Origin of the sequence: Winogradskya consettensis, assembly GCF_018332715.1 — a bacterium.
Classification (GTDB): domain Bacteria; phylum Actinomycetota; class Actinomycetes; order Mycobacteriales; family Micromonosporaceae; genus Actinoplanes; species Actinoplanes consettensis.
The window spans coordinates 1-24,138 of record NZ_BOQP01000062.1; the positions used below are offsets into that span (position 1 = coordinate 1).

Here is a 24,138-nt window from a genome sequence, read left to right on the forward strand (position 1 = left end):
GGGTGAGCCGGCTGGGTGAGCTAGCTGGCGTGGTCAGGCGGAGGTCGCGACGGTGGAGTCGCGGATGACGAGGTGGGCGGGGTGGGTGTGGGTGCCGGTGGCGGGGTTGCCGGCGATGGCCTGCAGGAGGAGGTCGGCGGCGGTGCGGCCCAGGCCGGCGAGGTCCATGTCCACGCTGGTGAGTGGTGGGCGGCTGGCCTCGGCGATGACGTCCCAGTTGTCGAAGCCGGTGACCGCTACGTCGTGGGGGATGCGGCGGCCCGCTTCGCGCAGGGCGTCGGTGACGCCGCGGGCGATCTGGTCGTTGCCGCAGGCGACAGCGTCGAAGTCCGGGCCACGGGCGAGCAGGATGGCCGCCGCCTGGCGCCCCCAGGATTCACTCCACGCGCCGTAGAGGGTGTCCGGGAAGACCGAGGCCCGGACGCGCGCCGAATGATGATGGGCGGGACCGGTGACGTGCACGATCCGGCGCCGGCCGAGCGTGGCCAGGTGGTCCAGCACGGCCTGCGCGCCGCCGGCCTCGTCGGGGACGACCGAGCAGTCGGCCGGGTCGGCCGAGGCCAGGAAGGCATAGACGACGGGTACGCCCGGACCCGCGTCGATCGGTGGCCGGGTGCCCGCGCGGCGGCCGGTGACGATGACGCCGTCGACCCGACGGCTGAGCAGGACCTCGAGGTGGTGGCGTTCGCGGATCGGGTCGTCGCGGGCGTCGCAGAGCAGGACGGAGATGCGGCCGGCGCCGAGGGCGTCCTCGACGCCGATGAGCATGGGGATGCTGAACCGGCCGATGGTGTCCGTGGTGATCATGCCGACGGTGTACGTGCGGCGGGTCTGCAGGCTGCGGGCGGCCGCGTTGGCGACGAAGCCGAGCTGCTCGGCGGCCTGGCGGACCCGGGTGATCGTCTCCGCGCGCAGCGAGCCCTGCCCGTTGAGCGCTTTGGAGGCAGTGCCCACTGCCACTCCCGCCAGGGCGGCGACATCACGGATGGTGGCGATACGCGGCCGGGGCATGATCTGCAACGTACCGCCACCCCTCCAGACGCCCTCAGCTGAGGGTGATGTAGTCCAGTTCGGCGTAGCCCGTGCCGCCCGCGAAGAACGGTGACCCCTTCGCCAGCCGGATGACGTTGTAGCCCGCGCGCAGCGTCACGGCGGTGCTCACTGTGGAGCCGAAGACACCCCACGCGGCGGTGGCCGGGTACGAGACCGTCGTCCACGCACCGCCGTTGTACGCCAGCCCCTGCGTAGCTGTCGCCCCGCCGCCGTTGGCGTACCCGATGCCCAGTGTGTACGCCCGGGCGCTGGGCACGTTGACGATGAAGTCGACGTAGCTGTCGGTACGGAAATCACCCGTGTTGTCGATGCGCCCGACGTAGCCGCCGTTCGAGGCGCTCGTCGCGGACAGTCGCGCGGCCCGGAACACCGACGCGTTCTCCGCCTCGTAGCGCTGCTGCCACGTGCCTGCCCCGGCGGCGGGTTCGATGACCAGGTGGTACGCGCGGGCCGCGTCCATGTTCGCGATGGGAACGCTGATCGTCCCGCCGCTCACGGCGTACGTCGAAGAAGAGAGTGAGGTGGGCGCCGGGACCGCGGTGAACCGTCCTGAGCCGGGCGCGGACTCGAGGGTGACCTTCACGCTGGAGCCCAGGGCCGCCAGGCCGGTGACGCGGACGGTGTTGGCGCCGGATTCGTTACCGAGGACGACGTTGACGAGTTTGCGGGTGCCGTCGTAGGACGCGAACCCGTCGAGGCCGGTCTGCGTCGCGGGCACGGTCTGGACCATGTTCCCCGCCATGTCGCCGTACCACTTGTACGGCCACCACGTCCCGGTCGGCTGGCTGTTGCCGACGACGAGCCCGTTGACCGTGCCGTACTCGTACCAGAAGGCCCGGTGTGCGGCCTCGACCCCGGTGCGCTCGAACTTCGCGATGTAGCTCGTCACCGCGCCCGGCACGTCCACCTCGGTCGGCGTGGCGTACTCGTTGATGACGATCGGCCGCGGGCTGATGCCGAGCGAGGTCTCCATCGCCCGGTACGCCGCCACGTGCGCGGCGATCCCGCTCGCCCCGGAGAGCTCGTGCCACACGGTTATGTCGGGCAGCGCGTTGTTCGCCTTCGCGGTGGTGAGGAACGCGCTCATCAGCGTCGGGTTCCACGTCGAGTAGCCCGGCCCGGCGACGGGCGTGACCGTGTCGAGCGTCCGGATCCGCTGGACGGTGCGCACCCAGCCGTCGGGGAACGAACCCGCCGCGGCGGTGTTCCAGGTCCAGTCGGGCTCGTTCCAGACCTCCCACGCCTCGATGTTGCTGACGCCCGTCGCGGCGAGCCGGTCCCGGACCATCGTGTCGACCTTGGCGTACCAGTCGGCCCAGCTGATCCAGCCGTACGGGAAATCGGGATAGATGTCGGGCATGCGCAGCAGCTCCGCCGCACCGACCCGGCCGGCCTGCGGTGCGACCAGCAGGCCGTCGCCGCCGGCGGGCTGGCCGTTGGGCTTCTGGCCGACGCGCGGTGGTGGCTGGGTGATGCTGTTCATCTTGATGGGGAGCAGGGTGCTGTCGGCCGGGCGGCTGTTCTCGGCGAGCGCGTAGAGCCCGCCGGACGCGACATGGGTGACCGGCCGGATCGCGGTGCCCACGTTCACGGTGAGGGTTGATCCTGCGGCCCGCGCCGGGCTCGGGAGCGACAGCCCGGCGAGGACGAGGGTCAGGACGGTGAGGGTCGCGGTTCTTCGGTGGTGAAGCACGAGGTCTCCTCAAGGAAAACGGTTTCCTTGACGCTAGGTATCCGTGTACATCGATGTCAAGGCCATGTTTCTGTCGCATTACGCCGCCACCCGGAAACAAGCTCGGCCACGCCGTCCCCGCGCCACGCCGAGACCGGCACCCACGGTTGCTGACGCCTGCTTGAGCGGCGACGGTGGTGGTAGCACCACGGTGGACAGGCGTGCTGGCGTCAGCGCGGAGTAGCCGGTTGCTGCGAAAGGCTTGGGCGGACTTTCCGGATGGAGGAAACATGTCTGAGGTGGATGGTCGTACGGTCAGCCGGCGGGTGGTGCTCGGTGGGGTGGCTGCGGGGTTTGCCGGAGTGCTGCCCGTTCGGAAGGCGTCGCCGGTTGGTGAGGCAGCGATCGATGCGGTGGCGGGGCGGCTGGATCGGGAGCTCATCGCGTTGCGGCGGGATCTGCATCGGCATCCGGAGGGGCCGGGGGACGAGAGGCGGACCTCCGGGATCGTGGCGCGCAGGTTGCGGGACGCGGGGCTCGAGGTGGTCACCGGGGTCGGGGGGTACGGCGTGGTCGGGGTGTTGCGCGGGGCGCGGCCGGGGCGGACGGTGGCGTTCCGGGCTGACATGGATGCGGTGCCGCCGCAGGATCAGGTGAACGGCGGGCCCGACGTCGCCCATCTTTGCGGGCACGACATTCATACCGCGGTGGGGGTCGGGGTGGCGCAGGTGCTGGCGGGGTTGCGCCATCGGCTCGCGGGCACCGTGGTGTTCGTTTTCCAGCCCGCTGAGGAGAGCGTGTCGGGGGCGGCGGCGATGCTGGCGGACGGGGCTTTCGCGCGTACGGTGCCGGTCGAGATTCATGCCTTGCACTGCTGGGCGGTGGACGTGGGGCGGTTTGTCGTGACGCCCGGGTTCGGGCTGCCGGGGCAGGACCGCGGGACGGTCACGCTCACCGGGCCGGACGCGGCGGGCCGGGCTGAGCGGCTCGCCGCGGCCCTCAATGCTCTGAGTACGGTCGGAGCGCCGTCGACCACCGAAGAGCTCGACCGGCTCGTGGCCGACATCGAGCGGCCGGACAGCCCGTTGCGCGAGTTCGTCTACCTCCGGGCCCAGGCCGCGCAGAACCAGGTGCAGGTGATGTCACGCTGCTGGCCGGAGCGCCGCTACCTCGCCGTTCGGGAGGAGATCCGCCGGCTCGCCGGCCCGGCGACCGTGATGTTCCCCGCCGACCCGCGTCCCGCAATGGTCTGCCCCGAACCGGAGGGCATCGCCATGCAGCGCTACCTGACCCGGACGCTCGGCGCCGAGCGGGTCGGCAGGGCGCACGCCGCGGTCCCGTTCAGCGGCGAGGACTTCGGGAACTTCCTCGACGGGATGCCGGGCACCTACACGCTCCTCGGTGTCCGCAAACCCCTGGCGGGCGTCGAGACCAGCTACCCGCACTTCGCCACGTTCGACCCCGACGAGCGCGCGATCGGTCACGGCGTACGCGTCATGGCGGGCTGGCTGTCAACGCGCAGCCGTACCCTCATCGGGGTTTGAGGTCGTAGATGGTGGTGGGGACGTCGCCGGCGCACAGCGTCGCGGTGATGAGGGGTTCGATGCGGTCCCAGGTGCCACCCGCCACGCCGCACCCGATGCGGGGCATGTGGACCGAGGCGGCGAGCTCCCGCGCGTGGATGGTCAGGGTTTCCAGGCATTCGCGTACGGCGTCGTAGCGGATCGGCGGCACATCGGTGTCGTGGATGCCGGTCGCCGTGCGGACCTTGCCGCCCCGGACCGCGATGCCGTGCTGGGCGACCATGTTCGCGACCCAGATGCCGGGGGCGACCGGGACCAGCTGCAGCGCCCCGAGCCGGGCGGCCCGCCACCGGGTGAATCCCGCTCCGGGCCGGGCCAGCGTCGCGAGAGCGCGTGCACGAAGCCGCGGCCCCAGGCGCCGATGTCGTTGTAGACGTGGGCGATGATCCTGGGCCCTTGCGCCTGGGGGCGGTGGCGTCACCGGTCAGGACGGTCAGTTCGAGCACCGCGCGATGCTGCAGCGGGGCGGTCCCCGCGGGGAGCCGGAGCGTGGTTGGCTGGGACCATGGCGCATCCCATCATGTTCGACGAGGCGGACCCGATCCTCGCCCGGGTCCGGGAGCTCGCACTGGCCTTCCCCGACGCGGCCGAGAAGGTCTCGCACGGGCGCCCGGCGTTCTTCACCACGAAGGTCTTCGCCTACTACGGCGGATCGATCAAGGTCGACGGTGTCTACCAGCAGCACGACCAGTCGATCATGGTGCTGACCGAGCCGGACGAGCGCAAGGTGCTGGTGGCGCAGGGGCGCTGCTACGTTCCTGCGTACCTCGGGCCGTCCGGTTGGGTCGGGGTGGATCTCGGCGCGGGCACCGACTGGGCGGAGATCGGCGAGTTGCTCGACGCCAGCTACCGGCTCACCGCCGGCGTGCGCCGGGTACGGCTCCTCGACCGATAGGTGACTACCCAGGTGCTCTCCGAAGGTACGGCCGACGCGTTGCGGGCCGCTTACTACTACGCGATGGTCGACGACCGGCCCGTGGTGGACGTGGCGATGGTCCGGGCGTCAGCCGACCGGATCACCACGAAGCGGCCCGGCCCCCGCACGATCACCCCGCAGCCCGAGGCCGCGCCGCCGCACGAGCCCGCGTCGCCGCGTGAGGTCACCCCGCCGCGCGAGGCGGGGGTGGGTGCGGAGACCGGGGACGCGCCGGATCTGCGGGAGGCGCGCTGGTGGGTGCGCCGGGACAACGATCCGCTTCCCGGGGTGGATCCGGCATGGTCGATTTCGGTCGTGGACGCGCTGGCGGGCGGGGAGCTCGCGACATTGCCGGGCGATCCCGCGCCCGTGACGACGATCATCGGGCTGCTGGGGGTGGGCGGGGGGCTGGAGCATCCGCGGCGGGTGGTGCGCTGGATGAGCGGGGTGACGCGGCGGATCCTGGATCGCGCGGACGGGCCCGTGCTGATCGCGCTGGAGATGGAGGCTGCCCGGCAGGCGGTGCGGCGGGGGCGGCAGCTGGATTCCGCTGCGGTGATTCTCGCGGTGCTCAGCCTGGACGAGCAGCTCGCGGCGGCGGGTCAGCGGCTGATGCCCGCCTCCGAACCCGCCAATCAGGGTGGTGCGATGCTGCGCTCACGGGGGGTCACGCTGGCTGCGGCGCAGGAGGCCGCTGCGGGCGTACGCGAAGAAGTGGAGCTGTCACCGCGGCAGCTGGTCTGGGGTCACACGGCTGTCGACCCGTCCTGGACCGCCGGGGCGGTGGCGTTGTGGGACGCCGCCAAGGAGCTGGCCGGGGGCGGTCCCGCGGGAACGACCCACCTGGTCCGGGCACTCGAGGTGACCGGTGCGCCCGCCGCCACGGCGATGCTGGCCGCCGTCGGCTAGCGGCCGCGGGCGGGCACGAGGGCCTCGTGCCCGCCGGGGTTCAGCCGGATCAGGGTGCCGCGCTGTTCAGCTCGGAGAGCTGGTGGGTCAGGTGACTCTCCAGCGCTTCCTGGTAGCCGCGGGCGAGCTGCCCGAGCCGCTCGATCTCGTCCAGCAGGGCCGCGCGCTGCGTCTGCAGGTTGTTGATCGCCTCGGTGTGGTTGCGGCGGGCGTCGCTCTCGATGGTGCCGGCCTTGAGCTGGGCCTCGCTGGTGATCTGCTCCGCCTTGACCTGGGCGTCGGCGATCAGGGCCTCGACCTCGCGCTGGGCGTCACGCATGTGGTCGTCGGCGGTGCGCTGCGCCATCATCAGCACCCGGGCGAGGCGGTCCTCGTCGGCGGGCGACGACGGCGGGGTGGCCGGCACCGAGTTGCGGGCGCGCTCGAGCTGCGACTGCATCTCGCGGGCGTGCTCCTCGGCGCGGGCGCGGGCCTTCTGGAGCCGTTCGAGCTGCGCGGCGACGTCGGCGAACTCGGAGTCGATCACCATGGTCGAGGCGGCCGGGCTCGGCCCGGCGGGACCGCCGCGCTGGGCGCGGTCGCGCAGGCTGGCGTTCTCCTCGAGCAGGCGGATGAGCTCCTGCTCCACCTCGTCCAGGAAGGCGTCGACGTCTTCCTCGTCGTATCCGCGCTTGCCCATCGGCGGCTTCTTGAAAGCCATGTTGTGGATGTCAGCTGGCGTGAGCAGGATCGTGCTCCTTCGCTTCCTGTCGACTGCGGTCGAGCATCTGCGATCCTACGCAACGCTCCGCAGCCGGCTACGTCGGCGTGATCACGCGAGCCTTTCACCGGGCTTTCGCGCTCACGTGCTTGGGTGGGCGGCGTACAGCATAGGACCAGGAGGAAACGTATGGCGTTCACGTGCCGCCGGGCGCTGCTCTCGTTGCTCGCGCTGGGTGCCGTCTCCGCATGTGATGCTCCTGACAGTGATCCGGGAATATCACCGAGCGTGTCCGTGCCGGCGCCGTCCCGTGACAACCCCATCCCGTCCGGCGACAAGTCGGGCGGGCCGGGACGCAACGGTCCGGGCGAGCCCGAACAAGTTGCCCAGGATATCGATGTTCCGTGGGGTGTCGCGTTCCTGCCGGGCGGCGATGCACTGATCGCCGAACGCGACACCGCGCGCATCGTCCGGGTGCCGGCGCGCGGGGGCGGGGCGAAGCAGGTCTACGAGGTGCCGGGAGTCGCCGCCGCGGGGGAGGGCGGGCTGCTCGGGCTCGCCGTGTCGCCGGACTACGCCACCGACAATCTCGTCTACGCCTACTACACGGCGGCGGCGGACAATCGGATCGCGCGGTTCCGGCTGGACGGCGGCGAACCCGAGGTCATCTTCGACGGGATCGCGAAGGCCGGGAACCACAACGGCGGGAGGATCGCTTTCGGTCCCGACGGTCTGCTCTACGCGGGCACGGGCGACGCCGGCGACACGTCCCGGGCGCAGGACCCGTCGAGCCCCAACGGCAAGATCCTGCGGCTGACCCCGGACGGTGCGCCTGCTCCGGGCAATCCGTCGCCCGGCTCGCCGGTCTACAGCCTGGGTCACCGCAACGTGCAGGGTCTCGCATGGGACGGCGACGGGAGGCTGTTCGCCACGGAGTTCGGTCAGAACGAGCTCGACGAGGTGAACCTGATCCGGGCCGGTCGCAACTACGGATGGCCGGAGGTCGAGGGTGAGGGCGACACCGGCGGCGGCCGCTACACGAACCCCGTCGTCACCTGGCCGACCGATGAAGCCTCGCCGTCGGGGATCGCGATCGCGGGGGATACCGCGTATGTCGCGGCGCTGCGCGGGGAACGGCTGTGGACGCTGGCGTTGAACGGGGACACCGTCGGGGAGCCCGTCGCGCGGTTCGAAGGAAGGTACGGGCGGCTGCGTACGGTTCAGGTGGCGCCGGACGGAAGTCTCTGGGTGACCACATCGAACAAGGACGGGCGCGGCGACGTTCGCGACGGCGACGACCGGGTACTGCGTATCCCGGTGAAGTAACACCGTGACACATTGTTGACAATCTTGTTGGCACTTGGATACGTTCGGCGCCTCCCGGGAATCACCCCTATCGAGGAGTGTCGATCACAGTGGCCGGCCATTACGTCGTACGTCAGGTGGAGCGGGCCGATCCCGCAGTCCTCACCGAGCTCCGCGGGGCGGGAGTGGCCACAGTGCACGAAGCGGCCGGCCGCATCGGGCTGCTCGGCCCGTCGATCCGGGCCCGGCAGGACGGCGCCGCGGTCGCCGGCTCCGCGATCACCGTCTCCTGCCAGCCCGGCGACAACCTGATGATCCACGCCGCGGTGGAGGTGTGCCGCCCCGGCGACGTGCTGGTGGTGACGACCACCTCGCCGTCGACCGACGGCATGTTCGGCGACCTGCTCGCCACCTCGCTCATCGCCCACGGCGTCGTCGGCCTGGTCATCGACGCCGGGGTGCGGGACATCGCCACCCTGCGCGAGATGGGCTTCCCCGTGTGGTCGCGCGCGGTGCACGCCCAGGGCACCGTGAAGGCCAGCCCCGGCTCGGTGAACGTGCCCGTGGTCGCCGCCGGCCAGATCGTGCGCCCCGGTGACATCATCGTCGCCGACGACGACGGGGTGGTCGCGCTGCCGATCGCGCTCGGCCCCGAGGTGGTCGCCGCGGCCGGGAAACGTCTCGACAACGAGGCCGCGAAGCGCGAGCAGCTCGCCGGTGGTGTCCTCGGCGTCGACATGTACAACCTGCGCCCCCTGCTGGACAAGCTCGGCGTGCAGTATGTCGACGAGCTGCCGTGACCGGCGCGTTCGCGGGGACAGGGGTACGCATCGCCGTGCTCGGGTTCGGGGAGGCCGGCGGGGAGATCGCCCGTGATCTGGTCGCCGCCGGCGCCGATGTGCGCGGCTTCGATCCGGTGGCGCCGGCCCCTCCCGGGGTTCTTGCGAGGAACGACGACGCCGACGCTGTCCGGGACGCCGCGCTCGTGCTCAGCGTGAACAGCTCGCACGACGCGCTGCCCGCTCTCGAGGCGTCGCTGCCGGCGCTGGCCCCCGGGACGATCTGGGCCGACCTGAACACCGCCGCGCCGTCGGTCAAGGCCGCGATGGTCGAGCTGGCGCCCGGTGTCCTCGTCGCCGATGTCGCGCTCATGGCTCCGGTGCCCGGCAAGGGGCTGCGTACCCCCATGGTCGTCTCCGGTCCCGGAGCCGGTGCCTACGCCCGGATCCTGGGCGGGCTCGGTGCCGACGTGACCGTGCAACCCGGACCGGCGGGGGAGGCGATCTCGCGCAAACTGCTGCGCAGCGTCTTCTACAAGGGCCTCGCCGCCGCGGTCGTCGAGGCGCTCGCCGCTGCCGAGAAAGCCGGCTGCGAGGACTGGCTGCGCGCCAACATCAGCGCCGAGCTGGCCGGTTTCGACGACCGGACCATCGACCGGCTCGTCGACGGCACCCACCGCCACGCCCGGCGCCGCCACGACGAGATGACCGCCGCCGCGGATCAGCTGACCGGCCTCGGCGTCCCGCCCCGCATCGCCTCCGCCGCCCGTGATCTGCTGCTCTCCCTGAAGGACGAATCATGATCATCGACTGTCACGGGCACTACACGACGGCGCCGGCCGCGCACACCGCCTGGTGGTCCGACGCCACCGCCGCCTATCCGGTGATCACCGACGACGAGATCCGGGCCACCATCGAGCCCAATCAGCTGCGGCTCATGGACGAACGCGGCATCGACCTCACCATCTTCTCCCCCCGCGCGTCCGCGATGGGTCACCACGTGGGCGACGACGCGATCAGTACGGCGTGGACGCGCGCCTCCAACGACCTCATCGCCCGCGTCGTGGGGCTCTACCCCCAGCGGTTCGCGGGCGTGGGGCAGCTTCCGCAGACGGCCGGCGTACCCATCTCCGAATCCGTGCCCGAACTGCGGCGCTGCGTCGACGAACTCGGTTTCGTCGGTGTGAACCTCAACCCCGACCCCAGCGGCGGCCACTGGACCTCGCCGCCCCTGACCGACCCCTCGTGGTACCCCCTCTACGAGGCGATGTCCGAGCTCGACGTCCCCGGCATGGTCCACGTCTCCGCCGTGACGAACAGCAACTTCCACGCCACCGGCTCGCACTACCTCAACGCGGACACGACGGCGTTCATGCAGCTCCTGCAGTCCGACCTGTTCAAGGAATTCCCCGGCCTGCGCCTGATCATCCCGCACGGCGGCGGCGCGGTGCCCTACCACTGGGGACGCTTCCGCGGCCTCGCCGACATGCTCGGCCGCCCGCCGCTCGAGGAATCGGTGCTGGGCAACGTCTTCTTCGACACGTGCGTCTACCACCAGCCCGGCATCAACCTGCTCTTCGAGGTCATCGACACCCCGAACATCCTGTTCGGCTCCGAAATGGTCGGCGCCGTCCGCGGCATCGACTCGCGCACCGGCCACTACTTCGACGACACCCGCCGCTACGTCGACGCGCTGAACCTCACCCCGGCCGACCGCGACTCGGTCTACGAGGGCAACGCCCGCCGCGTCTATCCCCGGCTCACCGCCTAAAGCTCATCCAGGTACGCGTTCAGCTGCGCGACCATCTCGTCGCTGCTCAGGTGCCCGGCGAGAACATGCACCGTGAGCCCGTCGACGACGGCGTGCAGGCGGTGCGCGAGGGTCTCCGGCGTGGTGTCCACCGGGCCGGGGACCAGTTGCGCGATCAGGCGCAGGCAGAGCTCGTACATCGTGGTGAAATGCAGGCGCTGCACCCGGGCCAGCGCCGGGTCGCCGAGCCCGAGCGCGAGGAACGCGAACGCGATCGACGCCTCGGTGTGCCGCTCCTCGTCGACCGGCATCGTCTGCAGCAGCACCTCGCCTGCCGCCTGCCGCAGGCTGCCGGTGGGCCGCATGGCCGACACCCGCGCCGTGACCTGGCCGATGACCTCCTCGCACGCGAAGGCGAGCAGCTCGGCCCGGGTGGCGAAGTAGTGCCGCAGCGCCCCCGACGACCAGCCCGACTCGGCCGCCACCGCCCGGATCGACACGTCGGCGACGCCGTCCCGCACGATCACCCGCCACACCGCCCCCGCCAGTTCCCTGCGGCGCTGCTCATGGTCGACCATTTTCGGCATACCTCATTATCGCACGGTCGTGTTATAAAGGATGTAACACAGTCGTGCGAAAACGGGGGCGTCATGGTCGCGGTGATCATCGGGTGCGAGGTTGCCTTCTGGGTGCTGCTGCTGGCCGGGCTCGTGGCCCGCTACCTGCTGCGCATGCGGCGGTTCAGCGCCGCCCTGCTGATGGCCGTGCCCCTGGCCGACGTGGTGCTGCTGGCGATGTCGGTCATCGACCTGCGCCGGGGCGGGGAGGCCGGCATCGCGCACGGGCTCGCCGCCGTCTACCTCGGGGTCTCGATCGCGTTCGGCCACCAGCTGATCCAGGGGGCCGACCAGCGCTTCGCCCACCGCTTCGCCGGTGGCCCGGCCCCCGTCCGTCCGCCCCGAGCGGGCCGGGCCCACGCGGCCCACGAACGCCGTCAGTGGCTGCGGCACCTGCTCGCCTACCTGATCGCGGCCGCCGTCCTGGCGGTCTTCACCGTCCTCGTCGGCGACCTCGACCGGGTCCGTCCGCTGTGGATCGTCATGGCGCCGTGGACGGTCGCCCTCGCGGTCGACTTCCTGATCTCGTTCAGCTACACCGTCGCGCCACGCCGCGTCCGGGGTGAGGCCTGAGCCAGTGGGGCCTGAGCAAGGGGCCTGAGCCAGCGGGGTCTGAGCCAGCGGGGTCTGGGTCAGCGGGGGCGGACGAGGCCCAGGTCGTAGGCGACGATGGTGGCCTGGACGCGGTCGCGGACGCCGAGTTTGGGGAGCAGGGCGTTGATGTGGGCCTTGACCGTGCCGGTGACGATGCCCAGGGCCGCGCCGATCTCGGCATTGGACAGCCCCTGCGCGAGGCTGACCAGGACGTCGCGTTCCCGTGGCGTCAGCGTCGCCAGCCGGGGATCGCCCTCCGGCGCCGCGCTCACCGTGCCCGTGGCGAACGCATCGATGAGCCGTCTGGTGACCGCCGGGCTCAGCATCGCCTCCCCACCCGCCACGACCCGGATCGCCGCGACCAGCTCGGCCGGCTCGGCATCCTTGAGCAGAAAACCGGAAGCCCCGGCCCGCAACGCCTGGAACACGTACGCATCCTGATGGAACGTCGTCAGCACCAGCACCCGCGGCGGATCCACACCCGCGGTGAGCCGGGCGGTCGCGCTCAGCCCGTCCATGCCGGGCATGCGGATGTCCATCAGCACGACATCGGGCAGTACCTCCGCGGCCAGCTCGAGCGCGGCCTCGCCGTCCCCGGCCTCACCCACCACCTCCAGGCCGTCCTGCGCATCCACGATCGCGGCCAGCCCCGCCCGCACCATCACCTGATCATCGACAACCATCACCCGCACACCGATCGCGCCCACCCCCTCGTGCCCCGCCTCACCGGGCCGCGTCCGGCGATGATCGTACGGCTCTGCGCCCCGCCCGGTCAGGACGCCGGCCAGGCGGCACTGCCGGCTCCGCGGTGTCGGTGAGCTCCGCCGCAGTGGCGCCGTCCCGTGGGCGCTGGGACATGCCGTGCATGACGGTGGTGAAGTACGCGGCCGGCTTGATGGGGCCGGCTGTCATCGACGCCCTCGGGCGGCACCGCGCTCCGAGCACGGCCCGCGACCTGTCAGCCCGGGCCGGGCCGGGAGCGGTGGGGGCCGGGGGTGGGGGCGGTGGGTGGGGGTGTCCGGCCGAGGCCGTCGAGGAGGGCTCGCATGGCGGTGAGGGCCTGGCGGGCGGCGGTGAGGACGCGGGGGAGGTCGCCGGCCTCGGCGGCGGCGGGGACCTCGGCGGCGTGGTGGAGGACCGCGTCGCGCAGGCCCGTGGCGACGCGGGTGCGTTCCTCGTGGGTGCGGGCGGCGGCCTGGGCCAGGGCGGTGGCTACGCCGTGGTGCTCGTGGTCGAGGCGGCGGGTGCGGCGGCGGCGGATCGCCCAGCCGGTGAGCCAGGCGGCTGTCATGGGCAGGGCCAGGGCGATGGCGACGAGGACGGCGACGACGGCGATGGAGGCGGTGGCCATCACGGCGCCGGCCGGTAGCTCGGTGCGGGGTGGGTCCTGGGGTGCGGTGAGGACCATGACGGCCAGGGACAGCGACCAGGAGGCCGTCGCGGCGATCGGTGCGAGCCAGGTCAGGCCGGGGCGGGTGCCGCGGGCGGCGACCGAGTAGACCGCGATCAGGTCGGCGCCGATGGTGAACAGGAAGGTGGGTGCGCTGTCGGCGGGGGCGCCGCCGGTGCCGAACAGCAGCGGGGCCGTCCATGCGGTCAGCGCGACCGCCGCCAGCGTCCACCAGGGGCGGGTGCGGCGCCAGAACAGCGGCAGTGAGTGGCTGAGCAGCGCCAGCAGGATCAGGGTGGCGGCTGCGGGGGAGTGGACGTCGAGGGCGAGGCCCAGCACCGGGAGGAGCAGGGTGGCTGCCACCAGGGCCCCGTCGATCACGGTGTCGCTGCGGACCCGGCGCAGCGCGGCACCCACCATCCCGCGCAGCCGGATCTGCGGGGTGGCGGTGGTGACGTGCGGGAAGGTGGCGTGCACGCGCCAGCCGCCGCCGTCGCGGGGCCCGGAGACGAGGGTGCCGCCGAGGGCGACGGCCCGGTCCCGCATGCCGTCCGTGCCGCGGCCGCCACCGAGCCCGGTGGCCGTCGGGGCGGCGGCGCTGCCCGCGTCGTCGATCACGAGCTCGGTGTGGTCGCCGGTGTGCCGCAGCTCGATGTCGACCTTCGCGCCGGGCGCGTATCGCAGCGTGTTGGTGAGCGCCTCGCGGGCGATGCCGTGCACCGCGGCGGCCAGGGCGGGCGGCAGCCGTCCGGGTGGCACCGTCACGGTGATGACCTGGCCGAGCTGCCGGAAGTCGTCGGCCAGGTCGCCGAGGGCGGGGACGGACTCCGGGGACGGCTCGGCGTCCAGCGGCATGATGGCCACGAGCTCACGAAGCGCCGCGAGGGTGTCGCGGCCGGTGCGGGTCGCGTAGTCGAGGGCCTCCGCGTGCAGCTCGGGTCTCTTCGCGGCGAGCATCTGCGCGGCGGATGCGTTCACGACGATCGAGGTGAGGTGGTGCGCGGTCACGTCGTGCAGCTCGCGGGCCAGCCGGCGGCGTTCGGCGTCGGCGGCGTCGCGTTGCGCCCGGGTGGCCTCGGCGAGCCGGCGGGCGGCTTCGGACCGGTCGGCCCGCCAGCGGGCACGGCGGCGGCCGAACGCGGCGACCACCACGTAGAGCACGGCGGCGAAGATCAGGTCGGGCAGCAGGTCGCCGGTCACGCCGTCGCGGGCCACGGTCAGCGGGGCCTGCCAGAGAACCAGTCCCACCAGGGTCAGGACGGTGGCGCGGTAGGAGCGCAGGGCCGCCACGCTGAACAGCGCCACCTGATCGGCGAAGGAGATCACGAGCAGGGCGTCGCCGGGGAAGGCGACCAGCTGGGCGCCGGGCGCGACCCAGGTGCCGAGGCTGATGCCGGCGGCGACGGCCACGGTGACCTCGACCGGCCGCGACGTGCGCAGACCCAGCGCCAGCCCGATCAGCAGGATGACCGCCGTGCCCGCGACGGCGGCCACGGACGGGAGGTCGCCACCCGGCCACAGCGCGAGCTGGCCCGCGCACAGCAGCACGGGCAGCACCCACGTCGTCCAGCGATTCATGACGGGCACGATAGCGACTTGGCTATAACCGGGGGTGGGGGTCGGGCTCGGGCTGTGGACAGAGGCGCGGACGGCGGTGCACTGGCGAGACTTGTCCGCATGCTGAGCGCGTACCCGAACAAAGGCCGCACGTTGCTGGCGGGCCTGATCATCGTGGTTCTCGGGGTCGCCGGTGGGATCGGCGTCTATCTCGTCGCCGCGCTGGCGGCGCTGGTCGCGGGGCGCCCGGAGAACGCGGACGGGGTGCCGAGTTTCGGGCCGCTCGCGGATCTGGCCGTGGCGTTCCTGACGGTCGCGGCGGTGCTGCCCGCGACCCTGCTCGCCCAGCGGTGGATCCAGCGGCGTCCGGCCGTACGGTTGCGGTGGGGCCTGCTGTTGCGCTGTCTGCCGGTCGCGGCGGTCCCGGTGGTGCTGTTGTCGGCCGTGGATGGGATGCCCGACGAGAAAATGGTCGGGCTCGCCGGGTTCGCTCCGGCTGTGCTGGTGGCGCTGCTGGTCGTGCCGGTCCAGGCCGCGGCCGAGGAATACCTGATGCGCGGCTGGCTGCTGCAAGCCGTGCACCAGTGGGTACGCAGCCCGTGGCCCCCGATCGCGCTGCAGGCCGTGGTCTTCGCGGCACTGCACGGCTGGGGTACGCCCTGGGGCTTCGCCGACCTGGTCGTGTTCGGACTCGTCGCGGGCTGGCTGACCGTGCGCACCGGCGGGCTCGAAGCGGCGATCGCCCTGCATGTGGCCAACAACCTGATCAGCGTCCTGCTCGCGGCGGCGTACGGGGAGCTCGGCGTGGACCAGACCGCCGCCGACATGCCCTGGCAGTACGCCGTCGCCGACGCGCCGCTCCTGCTCGGCTATGCCGCCGTGATCGTGATGCTGACCGGGCGCCGGGATTGCCTGACACTTTTGCCCGCTTAGGCGCCGATATGATCCCCACGGGGTCGCCAGCCGGGACCGCGCGTACGCCTCGGAAAAAGGCAGGCGTGAACCAGGCGGTGAGCGGGCACTCAGTAGCTGAAATTTCCGGAGTGTGGGGGACCAGTGGCAGCGACGACATGGGCACGATCGATCCGCGAGCAGGCTCGCACGAGGCTGGCCGAAGCGGAAGCCCGTAACGCGCCGCCGCCGTTCACCGGCGACGCCGAGGCCACGCCGGCCGTCATGGTCGTCGAGCAGAAGCGGGCCAGCGCCGACGAGGTGCTGCCGCGCGGGGTGCGTACGGCGGGGGCCTGGGCCTGGCGGTTCATCGCCTTCATCATCTCCGCGTATCTGCTGCTCAGGCTGATCTCGCTGCTCAGCGTCGTGGTCATCCCGGTGGTGGTCGCGATCCTGCTCGCGGCGATGTTCCAGCCCGCCGCGGCGGCGCTGGTCCGGCGGGGGATGAAACGCTCGCTGGCGGCGGTGGTGGTGCTGTTCTCCGCGCTGATCCTGGTCTTCGGCGGTCTCGGCCTGATCATCCGCACGTTCATCAACCAGCTCGACTCGCTGTCGTCGCAGGTCAGCGATGGCATCACCGAGGTGCAGAAGTGGCTCACGTCGGGCCCGCTGCACATCACCGATGATCAGATCGGTCAGTACGTCGACCGCATCCAGAAGGCGATCACCGAGAACCAGGGCGCGCTGACGTCCGGCGCGCTGAGCACGGCGACCACCCTCGGCGAAGTGATCACCGGTTTCTTCCTGGTGCTGTTCACACTCTTCTTCTTCCTGCGCGACGGCGGCCAGATCTGGTCGTTCCTGTGCCGGCTGCTGCCCCGCGAAGCCCGGGTCGCCACCGCCCGCGCCGGGCACTACTCCTGGCACACCCTGGTGTCCTACGTGCACGCCACGGTCCTGGTCGCGTTCGTCGACGCCGTCGGCATCGGCATCGGCCTGTTCGTCATGCGTATCCCGCTCGCGCTGCCGCTGGCCGCCCTCGTGTTCCTCGGCGCGTTCATCCCGGTGGTCGGCGCCACGGTGACGGGCGCGGTCGCCGTACTCGTCGCCCTGGTCGCCGACGGCTGGGTCAGCGCCCTGATCATCCTGGCCGTGGTCATCGCCGTCCAGCAGCTCGAGGGGCACGTCCTGCAGCCGCTCATCATGGGCCGGGCGGTGGCCCTGCACCCGCTGGCGGTCATTCTCGCCATCGCCACGGGCATCGTGGTCGCGGGCATCGTCGGCGGCCTGATCGCGGTCCCGCTGCTGGCCGTCCTGAACACCGCTATCCGCTACCTGGTCCGCCACCCGTCCGGCGAGCCCACCCCCGACCGGGAACCTCCGGGCACGGAACCCGCGGAGGACGACGACGCGGCGACGGACGAACGCCCCAAGGACCCGACCGACCCGCCGTCCGCGGAATCGTCGCTGGCGAACGCATGAAAAACGCGGCCCCCCGATCAGGGGGCCGCGTTCTTCATGCGGCGACGTCCGGCATGTGATCGCTCAGCAGGAGCTGGTGCAGCTCCGCCGAGGCCTTCGCGACCTCTTCGAGGTGGGCGTTGTGGCCGAAGGAGCGCGGCCGGGGGATCTTGATGTCGACGACCTGCTTGACGCGGCCCGGCCGGGCGCTGAGGACCGCGACCCGGTCGGCGAGCAGGACGGCCTCCTGGATGGAGTGGGTCACGAAGACGATCGTGGTGCCGGTCTCCATGTGGATGCGCTGGAGCTCCAGGGAGAGCTCCTCGCGGGTGAGGGCGTCGAGTGCGGAGAACGGCTCGTCCATGAGCATGACCTTGGGCCGCTGGATCAGGGTGCGGCAGAGTGCCACCCTCTGCTGCATGCCGCCGGAGAGCTCGTGCGGCAGCCGCTTGGCGAAACCGGTGAGGCCTGTCGTCTCCAGCAGGTACTGCGCGTGCTCGCGGCTCTTGGCCTTGTCCCACTTGAAGATCTCGACCGGCAGCATGACGTTCTCGAGGACCGTGCGCCACGGCAGCAGGGCCGGCTTCTGGAAGTTCACCGCGACGTCGCGGCGGGGCTTGCGGACCTCCTCGCCGTCGACGAGGACCCGGCCGCCGGTGGGCCTGTCCAGCCCGCCGATCAGCCGCAGCAGGGTGGACTTGCCGCACCCGGACCGGCCGATGAGGGTCAGGAACTCGCCGTCGGCGACCTCGAGCCGGATGTCCTTCAGGGCCTGGACCGGCCCGAAGGAGCGCGAGACACCGTCGATGCTGATCATGTCCTGGCCTTTCAGGAGATCGCCCGTGCCCACGGCACGGCGATCCGCTCGATTGCTGCCATCAAGTAGAACAGGACGACACCGACGATGGCGAGCAGTGCGAGTGCCGCGAACGCCTGCGGGGTGTCGGACGAGGCACCGGAGCCGACGATGACGGAGCCGAGGCCGTGGTCGGGGTTGACCACCTCGCCGATGACGGCGCCGATGATCGCGAGCGGAGTGGCGACCTTCAGGCCGACGAAGACCTGCGGCAGCGCCCACTTGAGCCGGACCTTGACGAACGTCTGCCACCACGAGGCGGACAGCGAACGGGCGAGCTCGCGCAGGTCGGCGGGGGTGGAGCTGAGACCGGCCATGGTGGAGACGATGATCGGGAAGAAGCTCACCAGCACGACCATGACGATCTTCGGGCTGTCGCCGAACCCCATCCACACCAGCAGCAGCGGGGCCAGCGCCACCTTCGGTACCGCGTTGAGCGCGGCGAGCATCGGCATGGTCATCCGTTCGACCGTGCGCGATGCGGCCAGCACGACCGCGATGACCAGGCCGAGGACCGCGGCGATGCCGAAGCCGATCAGGACCCGCTGCAGGGTGGTCCAGGTCTCGGTGAGCAGGAATTCCGGGGTACGCAGGAACGACTGCACCACGTCCGGCGGCGACGGCAGGAAGAAGGGGTCGATGTCCAGGGCGGTGGTCAGCCCCCACCAGAGGCCGATGACGATGATGGCCCCGAGCGCGGGCAGGGCGGCGTTCGCCCAGGCTCGCGACAGCGGGGTGCCTGCGGTGTTGTCTGTCATGGAAGCTCCCGGACCGGGACAGGGCGGGACGGTGTCCCGCCCTGTCCGACGGTTATGCCTTCGGTGTGAACGAGAAGTCGACGACGTCGGTCGGCTTGAGACCGTCGGGCATCAGGCCGGCGCCGGAGAGCACGGCGATCGACTTGGCGACCCGCTGCTCGTCCATGCTGCCGAGCGCGCCGCCACCGGGGGCGGTCGTGTACGGCTTCATCGCGTCGATCTCGCCGATCGCGGCCGGGATCGCGGCGGTGGGCTCCGCCTTGTTCATGACGGCGGCGGCCTCGTCGGGGTGCTCGAGGGTGTACTGCAGGCCCTTCATCGCGGCGGCGACGAAACGCTTCACGAGGTCCGGGTTGCTGGAGATCAGCGACGGCTTGGCGATGATCGCGTTGCCGTACAGGTCGGACAGGTAGGTGCTGTAGGGCAGCACGGTGACCTGCTTCTTCGACGCCGTCTCGAGTGCCTTCTTGCTCAGCAGGAAGGTGCTCAGCGCGTCGACCTGGTTCTTCGCCATGAGGCTGTTCAGCGCGGTGGTCTGCACGCCCTTGATGGTGACCTTGGTGGGGTCGATGCCGGCGAGCTTGGCGTACGCGGGGAAGAGCAGCTGGCTCACCGTGGCGGCACCGGCGGCGACGGTCTTGCCCTGCAGATCGGCCGGGGAGGTGATCTTGGTGTCCTGGGTCGTCAGGATCGCGACCAGGGTCTGCTGGTGGATGGCCGCGACGGCCTTCCAGTCGGTGAACTTGCCGGTGCCGGCCTGGATCACCGCGCCCGTGAAGTCCAGCGCCGCGAACTGCGCCTGGTCGGACTTGATCATCGTCAGGTTCTGGACGTTACCGGCACCCTTCTGGATGTCGATGTCGATCCCGGCTTCCTTGAAGTAGCCCTTCTCCTTGGCGAGCCAGACGAAGGAGTCACGGCCGACGGCACCGAACGCCGTCGCGTAGACCACCTTGTCGACCTTGCCGCCGGCCGAGGAACCGCCGGTGCTGGCTTCGTCGTCGCTGCTCGAGCAGCCGCTCGAGACAGCCAGCGCCGCGACCATGAAGGCCGCGGACAGCACACGGAAACGCCTGATCATGAATCCTCCAGGAGCCCCGGCTAAACGTAGGCGGGGTGGTGACTGATCGGATGAGAGGGGGAGAAGACCCCGACCATCGACAATGATCTGTTCTGGCCCGAGTCCGGACGAGATGCTAGAGCACGGATCATGGGGCTGTCACGGACTGATTTGTCCGGATGCCCGCGCTCAGAAAGTACCCATGTGGGCGGCAAGGGCTACGTTCTCCCTGCTCGGGGCCCTGTTGACAGATTGCCCGTACCCGGCGATTCTCTTCGCAAGATTGTTTGCAATCCTGTTGGCATACGCGGGTTACCGCCCGAGATACCCGCCCGAGATAGGGGTGCAGCACCGGATGACCCGCCCTGCGGTGGCCGCGGCCGACGTCGTCTACGAGCGGATTCGCACCCTCATCCAGCGCGGTGAGCTGCAGCCCAACGAGCGACTCATCGAAGTGGACCTGGCCCAGCGGCTGCAGGCCACCCGGGCGCGGATCCGCACCGCCCTCGTCCGCCTCGGCCAGGACGGCATGGTCGTGCTCACCCCGAACCGCGGCGCCCGGGTCAAACTCGTCAGCGAGTCCGAGGCGGTCGAGATACTGCAGACCCGCCGGGTGCTCGAAGGCCTCGCCGCCCGGCAGGCAGCCGTCCAGGCCACGGCCCGGGAGATCGCCGAGCTGCGCCGCATCCTGACCCGGATGGGCCAGAAACTCGAGCAGGGCGACCTGCTCGGCTACTCCGAGGGCAACGCCGCCCTGCACGCCGGCATCATCGCGGCGTCCAGGCACGACACCGCCGCCCGGCTCATCACCGGGCTCCGGGCGCCGATGGTCCGCTTCCAGTTCCGTACGATCCTCGTGCCCGGCCGCCCCACCCAGTCCTATGCCGAGCACATCACCATCGTCCAGGCGATCGCCGACCACGACCCCGACGCCGCCGAGACCGCGATGCGCGCCCACCTCGCCTGCGTGGAACGCACGCTGTCCCGGACCGCCGGTGCCGCCGCGCGCCGCCTCCCGTCCTGATCCACGTCCTTCCAGCCCCCTTCGTTTGAGGAGAACCATGTCTGAGCACCCCGTCCCCTCGGAGCGGGCCCGCGCCCTGGTGACCGGCGCGTACGACACCCACGTCCACGTCGGCCCGGACGTGATGCAACGCCGCATCGACGACCTCGATCTGGCCACCCGTTTCGCGGAGACCGGCCTCGCGGGCTTCGTCCTCAAGTCCCACTACGTCACCACGGCCGAGCGTGCCGCCGTGGTCCGCAAGGCCCGTCCCGGCGTGGACGTCCTCGGTGCGGTCACCCTCAACGGCTCGATGGGCGGCATGAACCCGTCCGCCGTCGAGGTCGCCGGCCGCCAGGGCGCCCGCATCGTGTGGATGCCCACCGTGGACTCCCGCAACCAGCGCAGCTCCACCGCCCAGGACCTGCCCGGCGCGAAGCCCGCGATGTGGGGCGCGCTGCAGGCCGACCTGCACGCCCAGGGCATCGTCCCGGACGTCGTGCAGGTCGTCGACGAGGACGGCAAGGTCCGCGAGGACGTCCGCAAGGTCCTGCGCGTCCTGGCCCGCCACGACATGGTTCTCGCCACCGGTCACCTCAGCGGCCCGGAGATCATCGCTGTGGTGCACGCCGCGAAACAGGAGGGCGTCCGCCGCGTCGTCGTCACCCACCCCGAGTTCACCTCGCAGCGGCTCCCGGTCGACGAGCAGAAGGAGCTCGCGGCGGCGGGTGCGTTGCTGGAACGCTGCTACACCACGCCCTACACGGGCAAGGTGGGCTGGGACGACCTGTTCGCCAACATCCGCGCGGTGGGCGTCGAGCACTCGGTGCTCTCCAGCGACCTCGGCCAGCCGTTCAACCCGCCGGTGGAGGACGGGCTCGCGCTGTTCGCCGACAAGCTGCTCGAGGCCGGGTTCAGCGACGACGAGATCCGGACCATGGCCGTGACGAACTCCCGCTTCCTGGCCGCGGCGAAGGCCTCCTGACCGCTCAGGCCGCGTCCATGGAGGCGCCGACGCCGTTACCCGTGGCCAGATAGTCGGTGCGGGGGAGGGCCCCGGTCCCGGGGCGGGGGCCCTCCGTGACCGTCGGGTCCGTGGAGCGCAGCACCACGTCGTTGCCCTGCCAGCTGTTGCGGCTCTGCGCGACCCTGCCGGTGACGTCGTCGGTCTGCGCGTTGCCGATCGCCGCGTTCGATCGCAGCGTCGCCGCCGACGACCGCATCGCGAAGCCGACCGCCCGGTTGCGGAACGCCGTGTTGTTCGTCAGCTCCACGGCGGCGGTGTTGCCCTCGTCGTCGAAGCCGTTGCTGCCGTTGTCCCACGCGGCGTCGTGGCGCAGCTTGTGGGCGGCCGCCGCGGCCGGGGTGCCCCCGCCGAGCACGAAGCCGCTGCCGCCGTTGCGGTAGGACCAGTTGTGCTCCATCGTGACCGCCCCGGTGAAGGCGCCCAGGTCGAAACCGGCGCCCGTGTTGCCGTAGGCGCGGTTCCCGCGGATCAGGTTCCCGCCGCCGTCCCCGAACTGGACCCCCAGCCCGATGCCGGTCCCGTTCGCTCCGGCCCCGCTCTCTCCAGCAGGGTCACGGTTGTCGAAGAAGTCGTTGTCGAGGATCTGGTTGCCGGTCGTCCCGGCGTCGCGCAGCATCAGACCCGAGCGGGCGTTGCCGTGCATTTTCAGCCGCTGAAAGACGTTGTTGGCACAGGACCTGCACACGTACGCGTGACTGCGCGACCCGACAACCTCCAGACCCTGCACCCGCCAGTACGCCGTCCGCTGCGTGATCGCCCACTGATCCGCGGGAACGTCCGCCGCGTCGATGACCGGTTGCTCGTTGCCGAAGTTGCTCAGCACGATCGGCTCGGCGGCGGTCCCGCTCGTCGTGATCGTGATCCCCTGCTCGGGGCGGTACGTGCCGCCCCGTACGGCGATCGTCCGACCGGGCTCCACCACGGCGACGGCCTTGGCGATGCTCGCGTACGGATGCGCCTGCGTCCCGTCCGCGTCGTCACTCCCACCGGGGGCGACGAAGATGTCCGCCTTGCGTACCCCCGTGATGAACGTCGGCACTGCCTTCCGCGCGCTACCGGTCGAGGACGGCGTCGCCCGGGTCGCCGGCGCCGTCACGGCCGGAGTCTGCGCAGGCGCGGTCGTTGCCACGGCCGGTGGGACCGCTGCCCGGAACTCCTCGGGCGCAGGCTCGTGATACACCGCGAACACGATCCCGCCGCCTGCCGCGACGGCCGCCGCGGTGGCCGCTGCCGCCAGCACCTTGTGCTGCACAAAAGCGGTCACTTTGGTGAGGGCGCCCGCCGCGGTTCCCGCTTTGGCGAGGATTCCGGTCACGATCGCGGCCGGTACGGGCAGAGCGGCGACGCCGAGCAGAAGCTGATCGGGAGCGATGAGACCCTGTCCACGCCGGCTGCACAGTGCGCAGTCCCGGACATGGCGGCCGAGTCGTTTACGCCACAATGGGTCGGCGACGCCGTCCCATCGCCCGAGCAGCGTGGACAGCTCGGGGCAGCGCGGCTGGGCGTGCAACGCCCGGACGACCCCTCGCGCCGCTTCCAGCTGCGCCTTCATCCGCTGCAGGCGCACCGCGGCGTGTTTGGGCACGACGTCCAGGGCGGCGGCCAGCTCCGCCCGGGTCAGGTCTCCGGACGCCTCCTGCCACCAGAGCCCGAGCAGCCGGCGGTCGTCGCCGTCGAGCCAGTGGGTCGCCTCCACGAGTTCCCGGCGCTGACCGTCGAGGACCAGCTCGGCGGTGGTGCGCTCCGCGAAGTCCCCGGCGGGGTCCGCGACCTCGATCGGCCCGGTCAGCAGCCGGCGCCGGGACATCCGGCGCGCGCGGAGGTGCAGTTGGACCTGGCGGTAGGCGATCGCCACGAGCCAGGACCGGAAACGCTCGGGTTCACGCAGATCGGCCAGCCCGCGCAGCGCCCTGAGCATCGTCTCCTGCACGAGGTCGTCGACGTCCGGATGCCCCGCGAGCGCCCGGCCGATGACGTTGTAGACGAGCGTGAGGTGCGCCGCGATCAGCGCGTCCCGGGCGTCGGCGTCACCGCGCTGAGCGTCCCGGACCAGCTGCGGGACGTCCGCCGCCATCTGACTTTGCGTCACCGGCGGTGCCTCCTCAGCTGGTGCGTGGCCCCGGCGCCGAGGGCGTCGCCCGCGCCTGCGCTGCTCGCTCATCTCCGCCATCCGCCCGTGCCGCGTCATATCGGCGAACATCGCTGCTAGGGGCGTGATTGACCGTCCATGAGCTGCAAGAACATGACGATCGTCGAT

General features: G+C 71.4%; 24 protein-coding genes. 12 read left to right on the forward strand and 12 right to left on the reverse strand.

From position 1 onward, the window contains the following. Positions 1–33: 33 nt before the first annotated feature. Positions 34–1,011 (reverse strand): LacI family DNA-binding transcriptional regulator, encoded by a 978-nt coding sequence (locus Aco04nite_RS45145; RefSeq protein ID WP_213003344.1) that lies wholly within the window; start codon positions 1,009–1,011, stop codon positions 34–36. A gap of 34 nt (positions 1,012–1,045) precedes the next feature. Further along, positions 1,046–2,746 carry a carbohydrate-binding protein gene (locus Aco04nite_RS45150; RefSeq protein ID WP_244876765.1) on the reverse strand — a complete coding sequence of 567 codons (1,701 nt, stop codon included), beginning with the start codon at positions 2,744–2,746 and terminating at the stop codon, positions 1,046–1,048. 269 nt (positions 2,747–3,015) lie between these two features. Between Aco04nite_RS45150 and Aco04nite_RS45155 the strand changes: the two genes are divergently transcribed. After that, positions 3,016–4,269, forward strand: a complete 1,254-nt coding sequence (locus Aco04nite_RS45155) for a M20 metallopeptidase family protein (RefSeq protein WP_244876766.1) — start codon at positions 3,016–3,018, stop codon at positions 4,267–4,269. On the opposite strand, the gene Aco04nite_RS49405 is transcribed toward Aco04nite_RS45155, so the two are convergent. Next, the gene (locus tag Aco04nite_RS49405; protein WP_244876767.1) at positions 4,256–4,531 is read right to left on the reverse strand and encodes a macro domain-containing protein; all 276 of its coding nucleotides are present in this window, start codon (positions 4,529–4,531) and stop codon (positions 4,256–4,258) included. The genes Aco04nite_RS45155 and Aco04nite_RS49405 overlap by 14 nt on opposite strands. Before the next feature lie 282 nt (positions 4,532–4,813). On the opposite strand from Aco04nite_RS49405, the gene Aco04nite_RS45165 reads away from it, so the two are divergent. Next, on the forward strand, positions 4,814–5,203 hold the full coding sequence (locus tag Aco04nite_RS45165; RefSeq protein WP_213003345.1) for an MmcQ/YjbR family DNA-binding protein: 390 nt from the start codon (positions 4,814–4,816) through the stop codon (positions 5,201–5,203). Then, positions 5,204–6,133 (forward strand): hypothetical protein, encoded by a 930-nt coding sequence (locus Aco04nite_RS45170; protein ID WP_213003346.1) that lies wholly within the window; start codon positions 5,204–5,206, stop codon positions 6,131–6,133. A 49-nt stretch (positions 6,134–6,182) separates the two neighbouring features. Here Aco04nite_RS45170 and Aco04nite_RS45175 read toward each other — a convergent pair whose 3' ends face one another. Continuing rightward, on the reverse strand, positions 6,183–6,833 hold the full coding sequence (locus Aco04nite_RS45175; RefSeq protein WP_438875003.1) for a DivIVA domain-containing protein: 651 nt from the start codon (positions 6,831–6,833) through the stop codon (positions 6,183–6,185). A gap of 189 nt (positions 6,834–7,022) precedes the next feature. On the opposite strand from Aco04nite_RS45175, the gene Aco04nite_RS45180 reads away from it, so the two are divergent. The 4 genes from Aco04nite_RS45180 to Aco04nite_RS45195 all read left to right on the forward strand — a co-directional run bounded on the left by Aco04nite_RS45180 (position 7,023) and on the right by Aco04nite_RS45195 (position 10,688). Continuing rightward, positions 7,023–8,159 (forward strand): PQQ-dependent sugar dehydrogenase, encoded by a 1,137-nt coding sequence (locus Aco04nite_RS45180; RefSeq protein WP_213003347.1) that lies wholly within the window; start codon positions 7,023–7,025, stop codon positions 8,157–8,159. Between the two features lie 77 nt (positions 8,160–8,236). Beyond that, positions 8,237–8,938, forward strand: a complete 702-nt coding sequence (locus Aco04nite_RS45185) for a 4-carboxy-4-hydroxy-2-oxoadipate aldolase/oxaloacetate decarboxylase (protein WP_213003348.1) — start codon at positions 8,237–8,239, stop codon at positions 8,936–8,938. Continuing rightward, positions 8,935–9,720, forward strand: a complete 786-nt coding sequence (locus Aco04nite_RS45190) for a DUF1932 domain-containing protein (protein WP_213003349.1) — start codon at positions 8,935–8,937, stop codon at positions 9,718–9,720. The genes Aco04nite_RS45185 and Aco04nite_RS45190 overlap by 4 nt, the downstream gene beginning before the upstream one ends. Continuing rightward, positions 9,717–10,688, forward strand: a complete 972-nt coding sequence (locus Aco04nite_RS45195) for an amidohydrolase family protein (protein ID WP_213003350.1) — start codon at positions 9,717–9,719, stop codon at positions 10,686–10,688. The genes Aco04nite_RS45190 and Aco04nite_RS45195 overlap by 4 nt, the downstream gene beginning before the upstream one ends. On the opposite strand, the gene Aco04nite_RS45200 is transcribed toward Aco04nite_RS45195, so the two are convergent. Further along, positions 10,685–11,245, reverse strand: a complete 561-nt coding sequence (locus tag Aco04nite_RS45200) for a TetR/AcrR family transcriptional regulator (RefSeq protein WP_244876768.1) — start codon at positions 11,243–11,245, stop codon at positions 10,685–10,687. The two genes, Aco04nite_RS45195 and Aco04nite_RS45200, sit on opposite strands and share 4 nt — an antisense overlap. 72 nt (positions 11,246–11,317) lie before the next feature. Between Aco04nite_RS45200 and Aco04nite_RS45205 the strand changes: the two genes are divergently transcribed. Then, on the forward strand, positions 11,318–11,857 hold the full coding sequence (locus Aco04nite_RS45205; protein WP_213003352.1) for a hypothetical protein: 540 nt from the start codon (positions 11,318–11,320) through the stop codon (positions 11,855–11,857). Positions 11,858–11,916: 59 nt separating this feature from the next. On the opposite strand, the gene Aco04nite_RS45210 is transcribed toward Aco04nite_RS45205, so the two are convergent. Genes Aco04nite_RS45210 through Aco04nite_RS49875 form a run of 3 tightly spaced genes read right to left on the reverse strand, consistent with a single transcriptional unit; the run spans position 11,917 to position 14,846 of the window. Then, complete coding sequence (locus tag Aco04nite_RS45210) at positions 11,917–12,576, reverse strand: response regulator (RefSeq protein ID WP_213003375.1); 660 nt, start codon at positions 12,574–12,576, stop codon at positions 11,917–11,919. A 25-nt stretch (positions 12,577–12,601) separates the two neighbouring features. Continuing rightward, the gene (locus Aco04nite_RS45215; RefSeq protein WP_213003353.1) at positions 12,602–12,790 is read right to left on the reverse strand and encodes a hypothetical protein; all 189 of its coding nucleotides are present in this window, start codon (positions 12,788–12,790) and stop codon (positions 12,602–12,604) included. Between the two features lie 46 nt (positions 12,791–12,836). Next, on the reverse strand, positions 12,837–14,846 hold the full coding sequence (locus Aco04nite_RS49875; protein ID WP_213003354.1) for a histidine kinase: 2,010 nt from the start codon (positions 14,844–14,846) through the stop codon (positions 12,837–12,839). A 99-nt stretch (positions 14,847–14,945) separates the two neighbouring features. Here Aco04nite_RS49875 and Aco04nite_RS45225 point away from each other — a divergent pair, with 99 nt between their 5' ends. Both Aco04nite_RS45225 and Aco04nite_RS45230 read left to right on the forward strand, forming a co-directional pair. Beyond that, positions 14,946–15,758, forward strand: a complete 813-nt coding sequence (locus tag Aco04nite_RS45225; protein WP_213003355.1) for a CPBP family intramembrane glutamic endopeptidase — start codon at positions 14,946–14,948, stop codon at positions 15,756–15,758. Between the two features lie 243 nt (positions 15,759–16,001). Beyond that, positions 16,002–17,198, forward strand: coding sequence for an AI-2E family transporter (locus tag Aco04nite_RS45230; protein ID WP_213003376.1), 1,197 nt, complete (start codon positions 16,002–16,004; stop codon positions 17,196–17,198). Between the two features lie 34 nt (positions 17,199–17,232). Here Aco04nite_RS45230 and Aco04nite_RS45235 read toward each other — a convergent pair whose 3' ends face one another. From Aco04nite_RS45235 to Aco04nite_RS45245, 3 genes are read right to left on the reverse strand one after another with little or no spacing between them, the layout of a single operon-like run. Next, positions 17,233–17,994 carry an ABC transporter ATP-binding protein gene (locus Aco04nite_RS45235; RefSeq protein WP_213003356.1) on the reverse strand — a complete coding sequence of 254 codons (762 nt, stop codon included), beginning with the start codon at positions 17,992–17,994 and terminating at the stop codon, positions 17,233–17,235. An 11-nt stretch (positions 17,995–18,005) separates the two neighbouring features. After that, the gene (locus Aco04nite_RS45240) at positions 18,006–18,791 is read right to left on the reverse strand and encodes an ABC transporter permease (RefSeq protein ID WP_213003357.1); all 786 of its coding nucleotides are present in this window, start codon (positions 18,789–18,791) and stop codon (positions 18,006–18,008) included. A 52-nt stretch (positions 18,792–18,843) separates the two neighbouring features. After that, on the reverse strand, positions 18,844–19,872 hold the full coding sequence (locus Aco04nite_RS45245; RefSeq protein WP_213003358.1) for an ABC transporter substrate-binding protein: 1,029 nt from the start codon (positions 19,870–19,872) through the stop codon (positions 18,844–18,846). Between the two features lie 334 nt (positions 19,873–20,206). Between Aco04nite_RS45245 and Aco04nite_RS45250 the strand changes: the two genes are divergently transcribed. Together Aco04nite_RS45250 and Aco04nite_RS45255 are read left to right on the forward strand one after the other, a co-directional pair. Then, a complete protein-coding gene (locus Aco04nite_RS45250) occupies positions 20,207–20,875 on the forward strand; it encodes a GntR family transcriptional regulator (protein WP_213003359.1) in 669 nt (222 codons plus the stop codon). A gap of 37 nt (positions 20,876–20,912) precedes the next feature. Further along, complete coding sequence (locus Aco04nite_RS45255; RefSeq protein WP_213003360.1) at positions 20,913–21,839, forward strand: DUF6282 family protein; 927 nt, start codon at positions 20,913–20,915, stop codon at positions 21,837–21,839. Between the two features lie 4 nt (positions 21,840–21,843). Here the strand turns inward: Aco04nite_RS45255 and Aco04nite_RS45260 are convergent, their stop codons facing one another. Beyond that, a complete protein-coding gene (locus tag Aco04nite_RS45260) occupies positions 21,844–23,970 on the reverse strand; it encodes a sigma-70 family RNA polymerase sigma factor (RefSeq protein ID WP_244876770.1) in 2,127 nt (708 codons plus the stop codon). Positions 23,971–24,138: the final 168 nt, after the last annotated feature.

Excerpts from the sequence above, each read along its gene's own strand:
- Aco04nite_RS45240 (WP_213003357.1), bottom strand. The coding sequence starts at position 18,791 with ATGACAGACAACACCGCAGGCACCCCGCTGTCGCGAGCCTGGGCGAAC.
- Aco04nite_RS45230 (WP_213003376.1), top strand. The coding sequence starts at position 16,002 with ATGGTCGTCGAGCAGAAGCGGGCCAGCGCCGACGAGGTGCTGCCGCGC.
- Aco04nite_RS45225 (WP_213003355.1), top strand. The coding sequence starts at position 14,946 with ATGCTGAGCGCGTACCCGAACAAAGGCCGCACGTTGCTGGCGGGCCTG.
- Aco04nite_RS49875 (WP_213003354.1), bottom strand. The coding sequence starts at position 14,846 with ATGAATCGCTGGACGACGTGGGTGCTGCCCGTGCTGCTGTGCGCGGGC.
- Aco04nite_RS45245 (WP_213003358.1), bottom strand. The coding sequence starts at position 19,872 with ATGATCAGGCGTTTCCGTGTGCTGTCCGCGGCCTTCATGGTCGCGGCG.
- Aco04nite_RS45195 (WP_213003350.1), top strand. The coding sequence starts at position 9,717 with ATGATCATCGACTGTCACGGGCACTACACGACGGCGCCGGCCGCGCAC.
- Aco04nite_RS45180 (WP_213003347.1), top strand. The coding sequence starts at position 7,023 with ATGGCGTTCACGTGCCGCCGGGCGCTGCTCTCGTTGCTCGCGCTGGGT.
- Aco04nite_RS45145 (WP_213003344.1), bottom strand. The coding sequence starts at position 1,011 with ATGCCCCGGCCGCGTATCGCCACCATCCGTGATGTCGCCGCCCTGGCG.
- Aco04nite_RS45250 (WP_213003359.1), top strand. The coding sequence starts at position 20,207 with ATGACCCGCCCTGCGGTGGCCGCGGCCGACGTCGTCTACGAGCGGATT.
- Aco04nite_RS45215 (WP_213003353.1), bottom strand. The coding sequence starts at position 12,790 with ATGACAGCCGGCCCCATCAAGCCGGCCGCGTACTTCACCACCGTCATG.
- Aco04nite_RS45235 (WP_213003356.1), bottom strand. The coding sequence starts at position 17,994 with ATGATCAGCATCGACGGTGTCTCGCGCTCCTTCGGGCCGGTCCAGGCC.
- Aco04nite_RS45205 (WP_213003352.1), top strand. The coding sequence starts at position 11,318 with ATGGTCGCGGTGATCATCGGGTGCGAGGTTGCCTTCTGGGTGCTGCTG.
- Aco04nite_RS45200 (WP_244876768.1), bottom strand. The coding sequence starts at position 11,245 with ATGGTCGACCATGAGCAGCGCCGCAGGGAACTGGCGGGGGCGGTGTGG.
- Aco04nite_RS45165 (WP_213003345.1), top strand. The coding sequence starts at position 4,814 with ATGGCGCATCCCATCATGTTCGACGAGGCGGACCCGATCCTCGCCCGG.
- Aco04nite_RS49405 (WP_244876767.1), bottom strand. The coding sequence starts at position 4,531 with ATGGTCGCCCAGCACGGCATCGCGGTCCGGGGCGGCAAGGTCCGCACG.
- Aco04nite_RS45175 (WP_438875003.1), bottom strand. The coding sequence starts at position 6,833 with ATGGCTTTCAAGAAGCCGCCGATGGGCAAGCGCGGATACGACGAGGAA.
- Aco04nite_RS45255 (WP_213003360.1), top strand. The coding sequence starts at position 20,913 with ATGTCTGAGCACCCCGTCCCCTCGGAGCGGGCCCGCGCCCTGGTGACC.
- Aco04nite_RS45155 (WP_244876766.1), top strand. The coding sequence starts at position 3,016 with ATGTCTGAGGTGGATGGTCGTACGGTCAGCCGGCGGGTGGTGCTCGGT.